Here is an 18,767-nt window from a genome sequence, read left to right on the forward strand (position 1 = left end):
AAACATCCGATAACCAAACATCGCTTTTTGATATCCAGCCTGACCATAACCCCGATACAACCTCATTGGGGCTGAGTTCACACCATCTGGCCTATGTGATTTATACCTCCGGTTCGACCGGACAGCCCAAGGGAATCGGGGTGACTCACCACAATGTCATTAATCTGTATACCGGCCTGCAATCAGTGATTAACTTCACGGCACCGTGTCGCACTGCCCTGAATGCCAGTATCGTGTTTGACGCCTCGGTACAGAGTTGGCTGCAATTGCTGGCGGGTCATACACTGGTCATCATCCCGGAGGCTATTCGTGCTAATGGGGCGCAACTCTGGCGTTATCTGGCACATCATGCGGTGGATCTGTTTGACTGTACCCCCGTACAGCTGCAATGGCTGCTGAATGCGGGGCTGGGTACCGATACGGATTATCAGCCCAAACTGACGTTAATCGGCGGCGAGGCCATTTCCTCTGTCTTATGGTCGCGCTTGCAACAAATAAAAACGACCTGTTTTATCAATGTCTACGGACCCACAGAATGTACCGTTGATTCGACTTTTTGTGTGATAGATCATTCCCTGCCGTCTCCCAGCATCGGTCATCCGATAGCCAATGCCCGCATCTATCTGCTTGATGATGGGGGCCAGCCTGTTCCCCTCGGAGTCCCGGGCGAGATTTATATCGGAGGCGCAGGGGTTGCCCGGGGATACCTGAACCGGCCTGAATTGACGAAAGAACGGTTTGTGGTTGATCCTTTCAGTCCACAGCCTGATGCCAGCATGTACAAAACCGGTGATTTAGGCCGCTGGCGACCGGATGGCAATATCGAATACCTCGGCCGGAATGATTTTCAGATCAAACTGCGCGGTTTCCGGATTGAACCGGGTGAGATCGAAGCTCAGCTTGTGTGCTGTTCCGGTGTGGATGAGGCAGTGGTGATAGCGCGTGAAGATCTGTTGGTGGCTTATCTCTGTCCGGAACCGGGTATGAAGCCAGAACCGGCTGACCTACGCCAGCAACTGGCACAACGTCTGGCGGAATATATGATCCCCAATGCCTTTGTCATATTGGATGCCTTCCCGCTGACACCCAACGGCAAGCTCGACCGCAAAGCCCTGCCTGCGCCGGACTTATCCGCTGTGATCAGTCAGGATTATGAAGCACCGACAGATGATGTAGAAATTGTACTGGTAGAAATTTGGCAGTCTCTGTTGGGCTTAGAAAGGGTCGGTCGTCACGATCATTTCTTTGAACTGGGGGGCCATTCCCTGATTGCGATCAGTCTGATTGAACAACTGCGCCGTCGGGGATATGTACTGGAAGTACGCAGCGTTTTTACCACACCACGGCTTATGGAGATGGCACAGGCGATAACCCGACAGAATACACCGGATTGTGTGGTGCCACCCAACCGTATTCCCGATATCTGTACACGTATCACCCCCGACATGCTGCCACTGGTGATGCTGTCACAGACTGACATTGACACCATTGCGGCTTCCGTGACCGGGGGGCATGCCAATGTGCAGGATATCTACCCGCTGTCGCCTTTGCAGACCGGTATTCTGTTCCATCACCAGCTACAGGCGGATCGGGACGCCTACCTGCTAAATAGTGTATTGGCTTTCGACTCCCTCACTTATCGGGATGACTTTCTGAACGCTCTGCAACAGGTGATAAACCGCCATGATATTTTGCGCACGGCGTTTTGCTGGCAGGGACTGAGCCAGCCGGTACAGGTGGTCTGGCGACAGGCCTCCCTGCCCGTGAGCGAATTTATTCCCGTCGCACCGGAAAATATCGCAGCACAATTACAGGCACATCTCGCCTCCCGACTGGATATCAGTCAGGCCCCGTTATTCGCTGTCAGTACGGTTTATGATGCCGATAACGGTGAATGGCTACTGGCCCTGAGCTTCCACCATCTGGTCAGTGACAATATGACACTGGCGCTGATAGTGGCGGAAATTCAACAGCTATTACAGGGGCAAGCCGAAACGCTGCCTCCCCCCTTGCCGTACCGCAATTTTATTGCCCAGACCCTGAGCGTACCCGCTTCGGTACATGAAGATTATTTCCGCCAACAGTTGGCCGACATTGATGAACCCACCGCCCCGTTTGGTCAGCTCAATGTACAGGGAAGTGGCGCAGATGTGACAGAAGTCCGCTTACCACTGGACAACGCGCTGGCACATACCCTGCGTGCGCAGGCGCGTCAGTTGGGTATCAGTCCCGGTGTACTGTTCCATGTGGCCTGTGCGCAGGTACTGGCTCACACCAGTAGCCGCGATGATGTGGTGTTCGGCACGGTGTTGTCAGGACGGTTGCAAGGCACCACAGGCGCCGATCAGGTGATGGGGATGTTTATCAATACCCTGCCGATCCGGATAGTCCTGAGCACGCAGAATGTACGGGAAACCGTGCAGGCGACAGCGCGGGATCTGGCGGCCTTACTGGAGCATGAGCAGGCTCCGTTGGCACTGGCTCAGCGGTGCAGCGGGGTTATGCCGCCGCTGCCGCTGTTCAGTGTGCTGCTTAACTATCGCCATAATCTGTCAGACTCAGCAGAAAATGCCCGCTGGAACGGAATGCGCGTGTTGGTATCGGAAGAGCAGACCAACTATCCCATCACCTTCTCCGTGGATGATTCCGGAGATAGCTTCATTCTGGGATCACAAAGCGTGGCGGGTATTGATCCTGATCGCATGATGCATTACCTGTATACGGCACTTCAGAGCCTGACAGAAGCGCTGCAAACAGAACCTTTACAACCGATTCTGGATTTGCCCATTCTGCCGGCAGCAGAACGGCAACAGTTATTGGTGGATTTCAACGCCACACAAGCTGATTTTCCGCAACATACCCTGATCCATGAACTGTTTGAACAGCAGGTTGCACTGACACCAGAGGCGATTGCTGTGGTATGGGAAGCGAAAACGCTCAGCTATAGCAAACTGAATCGTCAAGCCAACCAACTGGCCCATTACCTGATTGAATTGGGGGTCAAACCCGATGATCGGGTGGCGATTTGCGCAGAGCGTAACCCGGATATGATCGTGGGCATATTGGCTATCCTGAAGGCCGGTGGTGCGTATGTGCCCCTTGATCCGGCTTATCCCGCCGAACGGTTGGCCTATATGCTGGAAGATGCGGAGCCGGTGGCGTTGCTGACGCAAACCGGGCTGGCAGAATCATGGGCCTGTGCTGTTCCCACTGTGTTGATTGAACCTCAGTCTGACTTGTTTGACGCTTTGCCGGATCATAATCCGGAGAGGAACAGGCTGGGGCTGACTTCACAACATCTGGCATATGTGATTTACACTTCCGGCTCCACCGGCCAACCCAAAGGGGTTGCCATTACGCACCGGAATACCGTGAACTTCCTCAGTTGGGCGAAACAGACGTTCAGCGCCGAAGAGTTGGCTCATACCCTGTTTGCTACGTCACTGAATTTTGATTTGGCGGTGTATGAATGCTTTGCCCCGCTGATTTCCGGTGGCACGGTGCATCTTGTGACCGATATCCTGTCACTGATCCATGCCCCGTCAGACACGCCGATAAGCCTGATCAATACCGTCCCGTCCGCCCTCACGCCGTTGATGAATGCGAATGCCTTGCCCCCGTCCCTACACACCGTGAATGTCGCCGGAGAAGCCCTGAAAGCGTCTCTGGTGGCACGGTTATTTGCTCAATCCGCTGTCCGGTCGGTGTGTAATTTATACGGCCCCTCAGAGACCACCACCTATTCCAGTTGGACACGGATGGACAGAGCCGATGGTTTTGTTCCCCATATCGGCCGCCCGATTGCCAATACCCAAATCTATCTGCTTGACCCCGCCGGACAGCCGGTCCCGCTGGGGGTTACCGGTGAAATTTACATCGGGGGTGCGGGTGTCGCCCGGGGTTACCTGAATCGTTCTGACCTGACGGCAGAGCGCTTTGTTGCCGACCCGTTCAGTGCGCAACCGGATGCTCGTCTGTATAAAACCGGTGATTTAGGCCGCTGGTTGCCGGAGGGCAACCTCGAATATCGGGGCCGCGCAGATTTTCAGGTCAAAATTAGAGGGTTCCGCATTGAACCGGGGGAAGTTGAAGCGCAACTGCTGGCCTGTGACGGGGTCAGAGATGCCGTGGTGCTCGCCCGTGAGGATAATGCCGGAGAGAAACGGCTGATCGCTTACTTAGTGCCACAACCGGATGTCGTGCTGGATGCTGCCAGTCTGCGTGAGCAACTACGTACCCGTCTGGCGGAATTTATGGTTCCCAGCGCCTTTGTCATGTTAGACGCTTTCCCGTTGACCCCGAATGGCAAACTTGATCGCAAGGCCTTGCCTGAACCCGATCAGTCGGCTGTGATAACACACGGCTATGCAGCGCCGATCGGTGATGTGGAAACCGAACTAAGGGACATCTGGCAGACATTACTGGGACTGGAACAGGTTGGCCGTTACGATAATTTCTTTGAACTGGGGGGGCATTCCCTGATTGCGGTCAGCCTGATTGAACAACTGCGCAGCCGTGGGTATTCACTGGCGGTGCGCAGCGTTTTTTCCGCCCCACAGCTTGCGGAGATGGCACAGGCGATACAGGTCCGACAGGATACGCCGGATTGTGTGGTGCCGCCCAACCTTATTCCGGATGGTTGCACACACATCACGTCAGAGATGCTGCCACTGGTGACGCTGTCACAGACTGACATTGACACCATTGCGGCCTCCGTAACCGGCGGTCATGCCAATGTGCAGGATATCTACCCGCTGTCGCCTTTACAGGCCGGTATCCTGTTCCACTACCAGTTGCAGGAAAAACGGGATGCTTACCTGTTAAACAGTCTGCTGGCGTTTGATACCCGAGAACTTCTGGAGGCTTTTCTTGATGCCCTGCAACAAGTGATAGACCGCCATGATATTCTGCGCACGGCGGTCTGCTGGCAGGGACTAAGCCAGCCGTTACAGGTGGTCTGGCGGCAGGCCTCCCTGATCGTGAGCGAATTTATTCCCGCCTCGCCGGAAAATATCGCCGCGCAATTACAGGCACATCTCGCCCACCGGCTGGATATCAGTCAGGCCCCGTTATTCGCTGTCAGTACGGTTTATGATGCCGATAATAATGAATGGCTGCTGACCCTGAGCTTCCACCATCTGGTCAGTGACAATATGACACTGGCGCTGATAGTGGCGGAAATTCAACAGCTATTACAGGGTCAATCCGAAACGCTGCCACCCCCCTTGCCATACCGCAATTTTATTGCGCAGACCCTGAGTGTACCGGCTTCGGTACATGAAGATTATTTCCGCCAACAGTTGGCCGACATTGATGAACCTACTGCCCCGTTTGGTTTACTGAACGTACAGGGCGATGGGCAGGCTATTACCGAAGCCCGCTTGCCGCTGGACAGCGCGCTGGCGGATACCCTGCGTGCACAGGCCCGCCAGTTGGGTATCAGCCCCGGTGTGCTGTTCCATGTGGCCTGTGCGCAGGTACTGGCCCAGACCAGTGGCCGTGATGACGTGGTGTTCGGCACGGTGTTGTCGGGACGGCTGCAAGGCACCACAGGTGCTGATCAGGTGATGGGGATGTTTATCAATACCCTGCCGGTCAGAATATCGCTGAAAAATCGCAGTGTACGGGAAGCCGTGCAGGTGACGGCACGGGATCTGGCGGCCTTACTGGAGCATGAACAAGCCCCCCTGGCACTGGCTCAGCGGTGTAGTGGGGTGCTCCCACCTCTACCGCTATTCAGTGTGCTGCTTAACTATCGTCATAACCTGTCAGACTCAGCGGAAAATGCTGGCTGGAAGGGGATGCGCGTGCTGGCATCAGAGGAGCGGACAAACTACCCCATCACCCTCTCCGTGGACGATCACGGGAATAACTTCACGCTGGTCGCTCAGACAGTGGACGGGGTTGATCCTGACAGAATAGTGAATTACCTGTACACCGCCCTTGACCGATTAATTCATGCTCTGATGACCGACGCTCAGCAACCGGTGCTCAGCTTATCTATTCTGCCGGCAGCAGAACGGCAGCAGTTACTGGTGGATTTTAACGCCACACAAGCTGATTTTCCGCAGCATGCTCTTATTCACGAACTGTTTGAACAACAGGTTGTGCTGACGCCAGAGGCTCTTGCCGTGGTAGGTGAAGCACACACGCTGAGTTATGATGCACTGAATCGCCGGGCCAACCAACTGGCCCATTATCTGATTGGATTGGGTGTTAAACCCGATGATCGGGTGGCGATTTGCGCAGAGCGTGACCCCGATATGATTGTGGGCATATTGGCTATCCTGAAGGCCGGTGGCGCGTATGTGCCCCTTGATCCGGCTTATCCGGCGGAGCGGCTTAACTTTATGCTGGAAGATGCCTCTCCGGTTGTTTTGTTAACCACCGCTGAATTGGCAGACCAGCTCGCCTGCACATTACCGACTATTTTACTCGATGACCCTGAACCGCTTCTGACTTCACAACGAATCGATAATCCGGATGCTCAGGTATTAGGGCTGACATCCCGTCATCTGGCTTACGTTATTTATACCTCCGGTTCAACGGGTCAGCCGAAAGGCGTGATGATTGAGCATCATAGCCTGTGTAATCTGATAATCACCCAACGAAATACACTCGCCCTCACGCCTGAGAGCCGGGTTCTCCAATTTGCTTCCGGCAGTTTCGATGCCTCTGTCTGGGAATGCACTATGGCGTTGCTGACGGGAGCCCGCCTCTATCTGGCAAAACGAGCCGATCTTCTGCCCGGTGTAATTCTATCCAACTATCTGGAAACCCATGCCATCAGCCATGTGCTCCTGTCGCCTACCGCGCTGGCAGCAATGGATTCCCTGCCCGATACCCTCCAGACATTACTGGTCGGCGGTGAAGCCTGCACACCGGGTTTAGTCAAACGCTGGTCAGCGGGACGGCAGATGCTCAATGCCTACGGGCCGACAGAGATTACCGTCTGTGCAACACTTTATCCGTGTGATAGTCAGGCAAGCACACTGCTGCCTATTGGCCGCCCCATTGCCAATACACAGGTTTATATTCTTGATGCCAATGCTCAGCCTGTTCCTGTGGGGATCACCGGAGAGATTTATATCGCTGGTGCCGGTGTTGCCCGTGGTTATCTGAACCGACCTGAGCTGACAGCCGAGCGTTTCCTGATCGATCCATTCTCTTTGGAGCCAAATGCACGTATGTACAAAACCGGGGATTTGGGTCGCTGGCGTGTTGACGGCAATATCGAATACCTTGGCCGCAATGATTTTCAGGTCAAACTACGCGGTTTTCGTATCGAACTGGGGGAAATTGAAGCCAGACTGGTACAGTGTCATGGTGTACGCGAAGCCGTGGCTCTGATTCGGGAAGACGAACCAGATCAGAAACGGCTGGTTGCCTACCTGAAACCGGAAGAAGGTACTGAACTGGTTCCGGCTGAACTACGTCAGCAACTGGCTCAGCACCTTGCTGACTATATGCTGCCCGGTGCTTTTATTATCCTTGAAACATTTCCGCTGACGCCCAACGGTAAGCTTGACCGTCAGGCCCTGCCCACACCGGATCAGTCAGCCGTGATAACACACAGCTATGCAGCGCCGATCGGTAACGTGGAAACCGCATTAGCGGACATTTGGCAGACATTACTGGGACTGGAACAGGTTGGCCGTTACGATAATTTCTTTGAACTGGGGGGACACTCCCTGATTGCCGTTAATCTGATTGAACAACTACGCCGTCGGGGATACGTACTGGAAGTACGTAGTGTTTTCTCAATGCCAATACTGGCGGAGATGGCACAGACGATAGAAGCCCAGCAAGAGACGCCGGATGATGGGGTGCCGCCCAACCTTATTCCTGACGGTTGCACACATATCACGCCGGAGATGCTGCCATTGGTGGTGCTGTCACAGACGGACATTGACACCATTGCGGCCTCCGTAACCAGCGGTCATGCCAATGTGCAGGATATCTACCCGCTGTCGCCTTTACAGGCCGGTATTCTGTTCCATTACCAGTTACAGACGGATCGGGATGCTTACCTGTTAAACAGCCTGTTGGCGTTTGATACCCAAGCACATCGGGAGGCTTTTCTTGATGCCCTGCAACAAGTGATAGACCGCCATGATATTCTGCGCACGGCGGTCTGCTGGCAGGGACTGAGCCAGCCGGTACAGGTGGTCTGGCGGCAGGCTTCCCTGACCGTGAATGAATTTATTCCCGTTTCCCCGGAAAATATCGCCACGCAATTACAGGCACATCTCGCTTCCCGACTGGATATCAGTCAGGCCCCGTTGTTCGCCGCCGGTACGGCTTATGATGCCGATAGCGGGGAATGGCTGTTAACACTGAACTTCCATCATCTGGTCTGCGACCATGTTACACTGGAATTAATCATGGATGAAATCCAGCAGCTATTACAAGGACGAGAGGGATCCCTGCCTGTGCCACTGCCGTACCGTAACTTTATTGCCCAGACGCTGAGTGTACCGGCTTCGGTACATGAAGATTATTTTCGTCAGCAACTGGCCGATATTGATGAACCCACCGCCCCGTTTGGTTTACTGAATGTACAGGGCGATGGACAGTCGATTACCGAAGCTCGCTTACCACTGGACAGCGCGCTGGCGGATACCCTGCGTGCACAGGCCCGCCAGCTGGGTATCAGTCCCGGTGTGCTGTTCCATGTAGCCTGTGCGCAGGTACTGGCTCACACCAGCGGCCGTGATGAGGTGGTGTTCGGCACGGTGTTGTCGGGACGGCTGCAAGGCACGACGGGAGCCGATCAGGTCATGGGGATGTTTATCAATACCCTGCCGGTCAGAATATCGCTGAAAAATCGCAGTGTACGGGAAGCCGTGCAGGCGACGGCGCGGGATCTGGCGGCCTTACTGGAGCATGAACAGGCCCCACTGGCACTGGCCCAGCGGTGCAGCGGAGTGCTTCCGCCCCTGCCGCTGTTCAGTGCCCTGTTAAATTACCGGCACAGCCCGTCAGACGCGGGTGACAATCCCGCTTGGGCAGGTATGCGTGTATTACTGTCTGAGGAGCGGACGAATTATCCCATTACCCTCTCGGTGGATGATCACGGGGACAGTTTCACGCTGGCTGCTCAGACCGTGGACGGAATTGATCCTGACAGAGTAGCACATTATCTGTACACCACCCTCAGTGCGCTGGCGGATGCGCTGACCACGGATGCGCAGCAACCGGTGCTCAGCTTATCTATTTTGCCGGCAGCAGAACGCCAACAGTTACTGGTGGATTTCAACGCAACACAGGTTGATTTTCCGCAATATGCGCTTATCCATGGACTGTTTGAACAGCAGGTTGCGCTGACACCAGAGGCGATTGCCGTACTCTTTGAAGAGCAAGCGCTGAGTTATGAAGCTCTCAATCGTCAGGCCAACCAACTGGCCCATTATCTGATTGAATTAGGCGTAAAACCCGATGATCGGGTGGCGATTTGTGCTGAGCGTAACCCCGATATGATCGTGGGAATATTGGCTATCCTGAAGGCTGGCGGCGCGTATGTGCCCCTTGACCCGGCTTATCCCGCCGAACGGTTGGCCTATATGCTGGAAGATGCAGCGCCTGTTGCGTTGCTGACGCAAACCGGATTGGCAGAGGCATGGGCCAACTCAATCCCCACCGTGCGGCTTGACGCTCAGACCGCCCTGTTTGCTGCCCTGCCGGATCATAATCCGGAGAGGAACAGGCTGGGGCTGACCTCACAACATCTGGCGTATGTGATTTACACTTCCGGCTCCACCGGCCAACCCAAAGGGGTCGCCATTACGCACCGGAATACCGTGAACTTCCTCAGTTGGGCAAAACAGACGTTCAGCGCCGAAGAGTTGGCACATACCCTGTTTGCTACGTCGCTGAATTTTGATTTGGCGGTATATGAATGTTTTGCGCCGCTGATTTCCGGCGGAACGGTACATCTTGTGACCGATATCCTGTCACTGATCCATGCCCCGTCAGACACGACGATAAGTCTGATCAATACCGTCCCGTCCGCCCTCACGCCGTTGATGAATTCGGATGCTTTACCTCCGTCCCTACACACCGTGAATGTCGCCGGAGAAGCCCTGAAAGCGTCTCTGGTGGCACGGTTATTTGCTCAATCCGCTGTCCGGTCAGTGTGTAATTTATACGGCCCCTCAGAGACCACCACCTATTCCAGTTGGACACGGATGGACAGAGCCGATGGCTTTGCCCCCCATATTGGCCGCCCGATTGCCAATACCCAAATCTATCTGCTTGATCCCACCGGGCAACCGGTCCCGCTGGGTGTTACCGGTGAAATTTACATCGGAGGTGCGGGTGTCGCACGGGGTTACCTGAATCGTTCTGACCTGACGGCAGAGCGCTTTGTTGCCGACCCGTTCAGTACTCAACCGGATGCCCGCCTGTATAAAACCGGTGATTTAGGCCGCTGGTTGCCGGAGGGTAACCTTGAATATCGGGGCCGCGCGGATTTTCAGGTCAAGATCCGGGGATTCCGCATTGAACCGGGGGAAATTGAAGCGCAACTGCTGGCCTGTGACGGGGTCAGGGATGCCGTGGTGCTCGCCCGTGAGGAGAGTAACGGCGAAAAACGGTTGGTGGCCTACGTGGTGCCACAACCGGATATCACACTGGACGCGGGCCGTCTGCGTGAGCAGTTACGTACCCGTCTGGCGGAATTTATGATCCCCACTGCCTTTGTCATGTTAGACGCTTTCCCGCTGACCCCGAATGGCAAACTTGATCGCAAGGCCCTGCCTGAACCCGATCAGTCGGCTGTGATAACACACGGCTATGCAGCGCCGATCGGTGACGTGGAAACCGCGTTAGCGGACATCTGGCAGGTATTACTGGGGCTGGAACAGGTTGGCCGTCACGACCATTTCTTTGAACTGGGAGGACATTCCCTGATTGCCGTCAGTCTGATTGAACAACTGCGCCACCGGGGCTATTCACTGGCGGTGCGCAGCGTTTTCTCCGCCCCACGGCTTATGGAGATGGCGCAGGCGATAACCCGACAGGATACGCCGGATGATGGGGTGCCACCCAACCGCATTCCGGACGGTTGCACACACATCACGCCGGAGATTCTGCCATTGGTGACGCTGTCACAGACTGACATTGACACCATTGCGGCCTCCGTAACCGGCGGTCATGCCAATGTGCAGGATATCTACCCGCTGTCGTCTTTACAGACCGGTATTCTGTTCCATTACCAGTTGCAGGCGGATCGAGATGCCTACCTGTTAAACAGTGTACTGGCCTTCGACTCCCGTGTTTATTTGGATGACTTTCTGAATGCCCTGCAACAGGTCATCGACCGTCATGATATCCTGCGCACGGCATTTTACTGGCAGGGACTGAGCCAGCCGGTACAGGTGGTCTGGCGGCAGGCCTCCCTGACCGTGAGCGAATTTATTCCCGCCTCGCCGGAAAATATCGCCGCGCAATTACAGGCACATCTCGCCCACCGGCTGGATATCAGTCAGGCCCCGTTGTTCGTCGTCAATACGGCTTATGATGCCGATAACGGTGAATGGCTGCTGGCTCTGAGCTTCCACCATCTGGTCAGTGACAATATGACACTGGCGCTGATAGTGGCGGAAATTCAGCAGTTATTACAGGGTCAAGCCGAAACGCTGCCTTCCCCCTTGCCGTACCGCAACTTTATTGCCCAGACCCTGAGCGTACCGGCTTCGGTACATGAAGATTACTTCCGCCAACAGTTGGCCGACATTAATGAACCTACCGCCCCGTTTGGCTTATTGCATGTACAGGGCGATGAGCAGGAGATTACTGAAGTCCGCTTGCCGCTGGACAGCGCACTGGCTCATACCCTGCGTACGCAGGCCCGACAATTGGGCATCAGTGCGAGTGTACTGTTCCATGTGGCCTGTGCGCAGGTACTGGCTCATACCAGTGGCCGTGATGACGTGGTGTTCGGCACCGTACTGCTGGGAAGAATGCAAGGCACGACCGACGTGAGTCAGGTAATGGGCATGTTTATCAATACCCTGCCGGTCAGAATATTGCTGAAAAATCTCAGTGTACGGGAAGCCGTGCAGGCGACGGCACGGGATCTGGCTACCTTACTGGAGCATGAACAGACCCCACTGGCACTGGCCCAGCGGTGCAGCGGGGTTATGCCACCGCTACCCCTGTTCAGTGTGCTGTTTAACTATCGTCACAATCTGTCAGTCTCAGCGGAAAATGCTGGCTGGAAGGGAATGCGCGTGTTGACATCGGAGGAGCGGACGAACTACCCCATCACACTCTCCGTGGATGATTCCGGAGATGGCTTCATTCTGGGAGTCCAGAGCGTGACGGGTATTGATCCTGACCGAATGTTACATTACCTGTACACGGCCCTTGACCGATTAATTCATGCCCTGATAACCGACGCTCAGCAACCGGTGCTCAGCCTATCTATTCTGCCGGCAGCAGAACGCCAGCAGTTACTGGTGGATTTCAACGCCACACAGGCTGATTTTCCGCAGCATATCCTTATCCATGAATTGGTTGAGCAACAGGTCGCGCTGACACCAGAAGCCCTTGCCGTGGTGGGTGAAGCACACTCGCTGAGCTATAACGCACTGAATCACCGGGCCAACCAACTGGCCCATTACCTGATTGAATTGGGGGTCAAACCCGATGATCGGGTGGCGATTTGCACAGAGCGTAACCCCGATATGATCGTGGGAATATTGGCTATCCTGAAGGCCGGTGGCGCGTATGTGCCCCTCGATCCAGCTTATCCCGCCGAACGGTTGGCCTATATGCTGGAAGATGCAGCGCCTGTTGCGTTGCTGACGCAAACCGGATTGGCAGAGGCATGGGCCAACTCAATCCCCACCGTGCGGCTTGACGCTCAGACCGCCCTGTTTGCTGCCCTGCCGGATCATAATCCGGAGAGGAATAGGCTGGGGCTGACCTCACAACATCTGGCGTATGTGATTTACACTTCCGGCTCCACCGGCCAACCCAAAGGGGTCGCCATTACGCACCGGAATACCGTGAACTTCCTCAGTTGGGCAAAACAGACGTTCAGCGCCGAAGAGTTGGCACATACCCTGTTTGCTACGTCGCTGAATTTTGATTTGGCGGTATATGAATGTTTTGCGCCGCTGATTTCCGGCGGAACGGTACATCTTGTGACCGATATCCTGTCACTGATCCATGCCCCGTCAGACACGACGATAAGTCTGATCAATACTGTCCCGTCCGCCCTCACGCCGTTGATGAATTCGGATGCTTTACCTCCGTCCCTACACACCGTGAATGTCGCCGGAGAAGCCCTGAAAGCGTCTCTGGTGGAACAGTTGTTTGCTCAATCCGCTGTCCGGTCAGTGTGTAATTTATACGGCCCTTCAGAAACCACCACCTATTCCAGTTGGACACGGATGGACAGAGCCGATGGCTTTGCCCCCCATATTGGCCGCCCGATTGCCAATACCCAAATCTATCTGCTTGATCCCACCGGACAACCGGTCCCGCTGGGGGTTACCGGTGAAATTTACATCGGCGGTGCGGGTGTAGCACGGGGTTACCTGAATCGTTCTGACCTGACGGCAGAGCGCTTTGTTGCCGACCCGTTCAGTACTCAACCGGATGCCCGCCTGTATAAAACCGGTGATTTAGGCCGCTGGTTGCCGGAGGGTAACCTTGAATATCGGGGCCGCGCGGATTTTCAGGTCAAGATCCGGGGATTCCGCATTGAACCGGGGGAAATTGAAGCGCAACTGCTGGCCTGTGACGGGGTCAGGGATGCCGTGGTGCTCGCCCGTGAGGAGAGTAACGGCGAAAAACGGTTGGTGGCCTACGTGGTGCCACAACCGGATATCACGCTGGACGCTGCCAGTCTGCGTGAGCAGTTACGTACCCGTCTGGCGGAATTTATGATCCCCACTGCCTTTGTCATGTTAGACGTTTTCCCGTTGACCCCGAATGGCAAACTTGATCGCAAGGCCCTGCCTGAACCCGATCAGTCGGCTGTGATAACACACGGCTATGCAGCGCCGATCGGCGACGTGGAAACCGCATTAGCGGATATCTGGCAGACATTACTGGGGCTGGAACAGGTTGGTCGTTACGATAATTTCTTTGAACTGGGCGGTCATTCCCTCATTGCCGTTAATCTGATTGAGCAGTTGCGTCGTCGGGGATACGTACTGGAAGTACGTAGTGTTTTCTCAATGCCAATACTGGCGGAGATGGCACAGGCGATACTGGTTCGGCAAAATACACCGGATGATGGGGTGCCGCCCAACCTTATTCCTGACGGTTGCACACATATCACGCCGGAGATGCTGTCATTGGTGGTGCTGTCACAGACGGACATTGACACCATTGCGGCCTCCGTAACCAACGGTCATGCCAATGTGCAGGATATCTACCCGCTGTCGCCTTTACAGGCCGGTATTCTGTTCCATTACCAGTTACAGACGGATCGGGATGCTTACCTGTTAAACAGCCTGCTGGCGTTTGATACCCAAGCACGTCGGGAGGCTTTTCTTGATGCCCTGCAACAAGTGATAGACCGCCACGATATCCTGCGCACGGCGGTCTGCTGGCAGGGACTGAGCCAGCCGGTACAGGTGGTCTGGCGGCAGGCTTCCGTGAACGTGAATGCATTTATTCCCGCCTCGCCGGAAAATATCCCCGCGCAATTACAGGCACATCTCGCCCACCGGCTGGATATCAGTCAGGCCCCGTTGTTTGCCGCCAGTACGGCTTATGATGCCGATAGCGGGGAATGGCTGTTAACACTGAACTTCCATCATCTGGTCTGCGATCATGTCACACTGGAATTAATCATGGATGAAATCCAGCAGCTATTACAGGGACGAGAGGGAGCCCTGCCTGTGCCACTGCCGTACCGCAACTTTATTGCTCAGACCCTGAGTGTACCGACTTCGGTGCATGAAGATTATTTTCGTCTGCAACTGGCCGATATTGATGAATCCACCGCCCCGTTCGGCCTACTGAATGTGCAGGGCGACGGGCAGACTATTACCGAAGCCCGTTTGCCACTGAACAGCGCACTGGCGGATACCCTGCGTGCGCAGGCGCGCCAGTTGGGCATCAGCCCCGGCGTGCTGTTCCATGTGGCCTGTGCGCAGGTACTGGCTCACACCAGCGGCCGTGATGAGGTGGTGTTCGGCACGGTGTTGTCGGGACGGCTGCAAGGCACGACGGGAGCCGATCAGGTCATGGGGATGTTTATCAATACCCTGCCGGTCAGAATATCCCTGAAAAATCGCAGTGTGCGGGAAGTCGTGCAGGTGACGGCGCGGGATCTGGCGGCCTTACTGGAGCATGAACAGGCCCCACTGGCACTGGCCCAGAGGTGCAGCGGGGTTATGCCACCGCTGCCGCTGTTCAGTGTCCTGTTCAATTACCGGCACAGCCCGTCAGACGCGGGTAACAATCCCGGCTGGGCAGGTATGCGCGTGTTGGCATCGGAGGAGCGGACGAACTACCCCATCACCCTCACTGTGGATGATCACGGAGACGGTTTCACGCTGATCGCTCAGACTGTGAACGGGATTGATCCTGATAGAGTAGCGCATTATCTGTACACCACCCTCAGTGAGCTGGCGGATGCGCTGACCACGGACACTCAGCAACCGGTGCTCAGCTTATCTATTTTGCCGGCAGCAGAACGCCGGCAGTTACTGGTGGATTTCAACACTCCACAGGTCGATTTTCCGCAGCATGCTCTTATCCATGAACTGTTTGAACAACAGGTTGCCCGAACACCAGAAGCGATTGCCGTGGTGTGGGAGGCCAAAACGCTCAGTTATGGCGAACTGAATCGTCTGGCTAACCAACTGGCCCATTATCTGATTAAATTGGGCGTAAAACCGGATGATCGGGTGGCTATCTGTGTTGAACGCAGCTTAGACATGATCGTGGGAATATTGGCTATCCTCAAGGCCGGTGGGGCGTATGTGCCCCTTGATCCGGCTTATCCGCCTGAACGGCTGGTTTATATGCTGGAAGATGCGGCACCGGTGGTGTTGCTGACACAAACTGCACTGGGCGAAATCACTGGCAACTCAGCATTACCCACTGTCAGACTTGATGATCTGCCCTTCTCTACGCTGGCGAATCTGCCGGAAACCAATCCTGTTGCCACAGTGCAGGGACTCACTTCACGCCATCTGGCGTATGTGATTTATACCTCCGGCTCCACGGGGCAACCAAAAGGCGTGATGGTCGAACATAGCAATGTCACTCGCCTGCTGGCAGCAACACAGGCGCGGTTCCGGTTTGATCACAACGATATCTGGACGCTGTTCCACTCTTTTGCCTTTGATTTCTCCGTCTGGGAATTATGGGGCGCGTTGGCTTACGGCGGGCGGCTGGTCGTTATTGCGGCTGAATGTGCCCGCTCGCCACATCAGTTATATGCGCTGCTGTGCCGTGAACAAGTGACGATTCTGAACCAGACGCCCAGCGCCTTCCGTCAACTGATTGTCGCGCAGAATACAATGCCGGATGCGCCACACACCCTGCGTTGCATTATCTTTGGTGGTGAAGCGTTAGAGCTGCACACTCTGGCACCGTGGGTTGAGCGCAATCCCACCACGAAGACGCGTCTGGTGAATATGTATGGCATCACGGAAATTACCGTACATGCCACTTATCGGGAACTAACCGAAGCGGATATTTATTCAGAGCGAGGCAGTTTGATTGGTCAGCCCCTTGACGATTTACGTATTTATATCCTTGATGCCTATGGTCAGCCTGCCCCTCTGGGCGTGGTGGGCGAACTCTATGTTGCCGGTGCAGGCGTGGCCCGTGGTTATCTGAACCGACCGGAACTGACCTCAGCGCGTTTTCTGCCTGACGTGTTCTCCGATAAACCCGGGATGCGCATGTACAAAACCGGCGATCTGGGCCGGTGGCTGCCGGATGGCAATCTCGAATACCTTGGTCGGAATGATTTTCAGGTGAAACTACGCGGTTTCCGCATTGAATTAGGGGAAATAGAAGCAAGCCTGATGCAGTGCCCGGGCGTACAGGAGGCCGTCGTGATAGCCCGTGAGGAGAGTGAGGAGAATAACGGCGAAAAACGGCTAGTCGCTTATCTGGTGCCACAGCCGGATATCACGCTGGACGCGGGCTGTCTGCGTGAGCAGCTACGTACCCGTCTGGCGGAATATATGATCCCCAGTGCCTTTGTGGTAATGGAATCCTTCCCGCTGACTCCCAACGGTAAGCTAGATAGCAAGGCGCTGCCCGCGCCGGATTTATCCGCCGTGATCACCCGAGACTATGCTGAACCGACAGGTGATATAGAAATTGCATTGGCGGCAATCTGGCAATCTCTGTTAGGAGTGGAGCGAGTCGGTCGTTACGACCATTTCTTTGAACTGGGCGGGCATTCGCTGATTGCGGTCAATCTGATTGAACAACTGCGCCAGCGGGGATACTCATTGGAGGTACGTAGTATTTTTGCCACTCCGTTGCTCATGGAGATGGCGCAGGCGATACAGACCCGGCAAGAGACGCCGGATATGGTTGTTCCACCGAACCGTATCCCCGATAATTGTACACGTATCACCCCCGACATGCTGCCACTGGTGACGCTCACACAGACTGACATTGACACCATTGCGGCTTCCGTGACCGGTGGTCATGCCAATGTGCAGGATCTCTACCCGCTGGCCCCGTTACAGGCGGGTATCCTGTTCCATCATCAGTTACAGGAACACGAAGATGCCTACCTGCTAAACAGTGTGCTGGCTTTTAAAACCCGCGAAAGTCAGGTGGCTTTCCTTGATGCCCTGCAACAAGTCATCGACCGCCATGATATTCTGCGCACGGCGTTTTACTGGCAGGGACTGAGTCAGCCGGTACAAGTGGTCTGGCGGCAGGCGAAGCTGTCTGTGACGCCCCTTATTCCCACTTCGGCAGACAATATCCCCGCGCAACCTATTCCGACACAACCACTTCCGACGCAACTGCGGGCCAATATCGCTCCGAGGATGGATATCAGTCAGGCCCCGTTGTTCGCTGTCAGTACGGCTTATGATGCTGACAGTGGTGAATGGTTGCTGGCTCTGAGTTACCACCATCTGGTCAGCGACCATATGACGCTGGCGCTGATAGTGGCGGAAATTCAACAGCTATTACAGAAACAAATGGTACAGAAACAGACGGACGCACTGCCCCCACCATTGCCGTACCGCAACTTTATTGCTCAGACCCTGAGCGTACCCACTTCGGTGCATGAAAATTACTTCCGGGAACGGCTGGCCGGGATTGATGAACCCACGGCTCCGTTTGGCCTGCTCAATGTTCAGGGAAATGGTGCTGACGTGACAGAAGCCCGTTTATCGCTGGATAAGACACTGGCTCATACCCTGAGGATGCAGGCACGTCGTTTAGGTGTTAGTCCGAGCGTGCTGTTCCATGTGGCCTGTGCACAGGTGCTGGCTCATACCAGTGGCCGTGATGACGTGGTGTTCGGCACCGTACTGCTGGGGAGGATGCAAGGCACAACTGACGTTGCTCAGGTGATGGGGATGTTTATCAATACCCTGCCGGTCAGGATATCCCTGAAAAATTGCAGTGTGCAGGATGTAGTACAGGCGACTGCAAGAGATCTGGCGATTTTGTTAACTCATGAACAGGCTCCATTAGCTTTGGCCCAGCGTTGCAGTAACGTCATCCCGCCGATACCTCTGTTTAATGTTTTGTTTAACTATCGTCACAACGCCTCAGATGCTATCGAAAATTCTGTTTGGGGAGACGTACGT

At 55.1% G+C, this 18,767-nt stretch carries 1 protein-coding gene (cut by both window edges); it reads left to right on the forward strand.

This entire window lies inside a single protein-coding gene on the forward strand: locus Xsto_RS21835, encoding a non-ribosomal peptide synthase/polyketide synthase (RefSeq protein ID WP_099123800.1). The 34,077-nt coding sequence extends 8,419 nt beyond the window's left edge and 6,891 nt beyond its right edge, so the window shows coding positions 8,420–27,186 — codons 2,807 (partial) to 9,062 (complete); the first complete codon in view begins at position 3. Both the start codon and the stop codon lie outside the window.

This window comes from Xenorhabdus stockiae, assembly GCF_002632825.1.
Taxonomy (GTDB): Bacteria; Pseudomonadota; Gammaproteobacteria; order Enterobacterales; family Enterobacteriaceae; genus Xenorhabdus; species Xenorhabdus stockiae.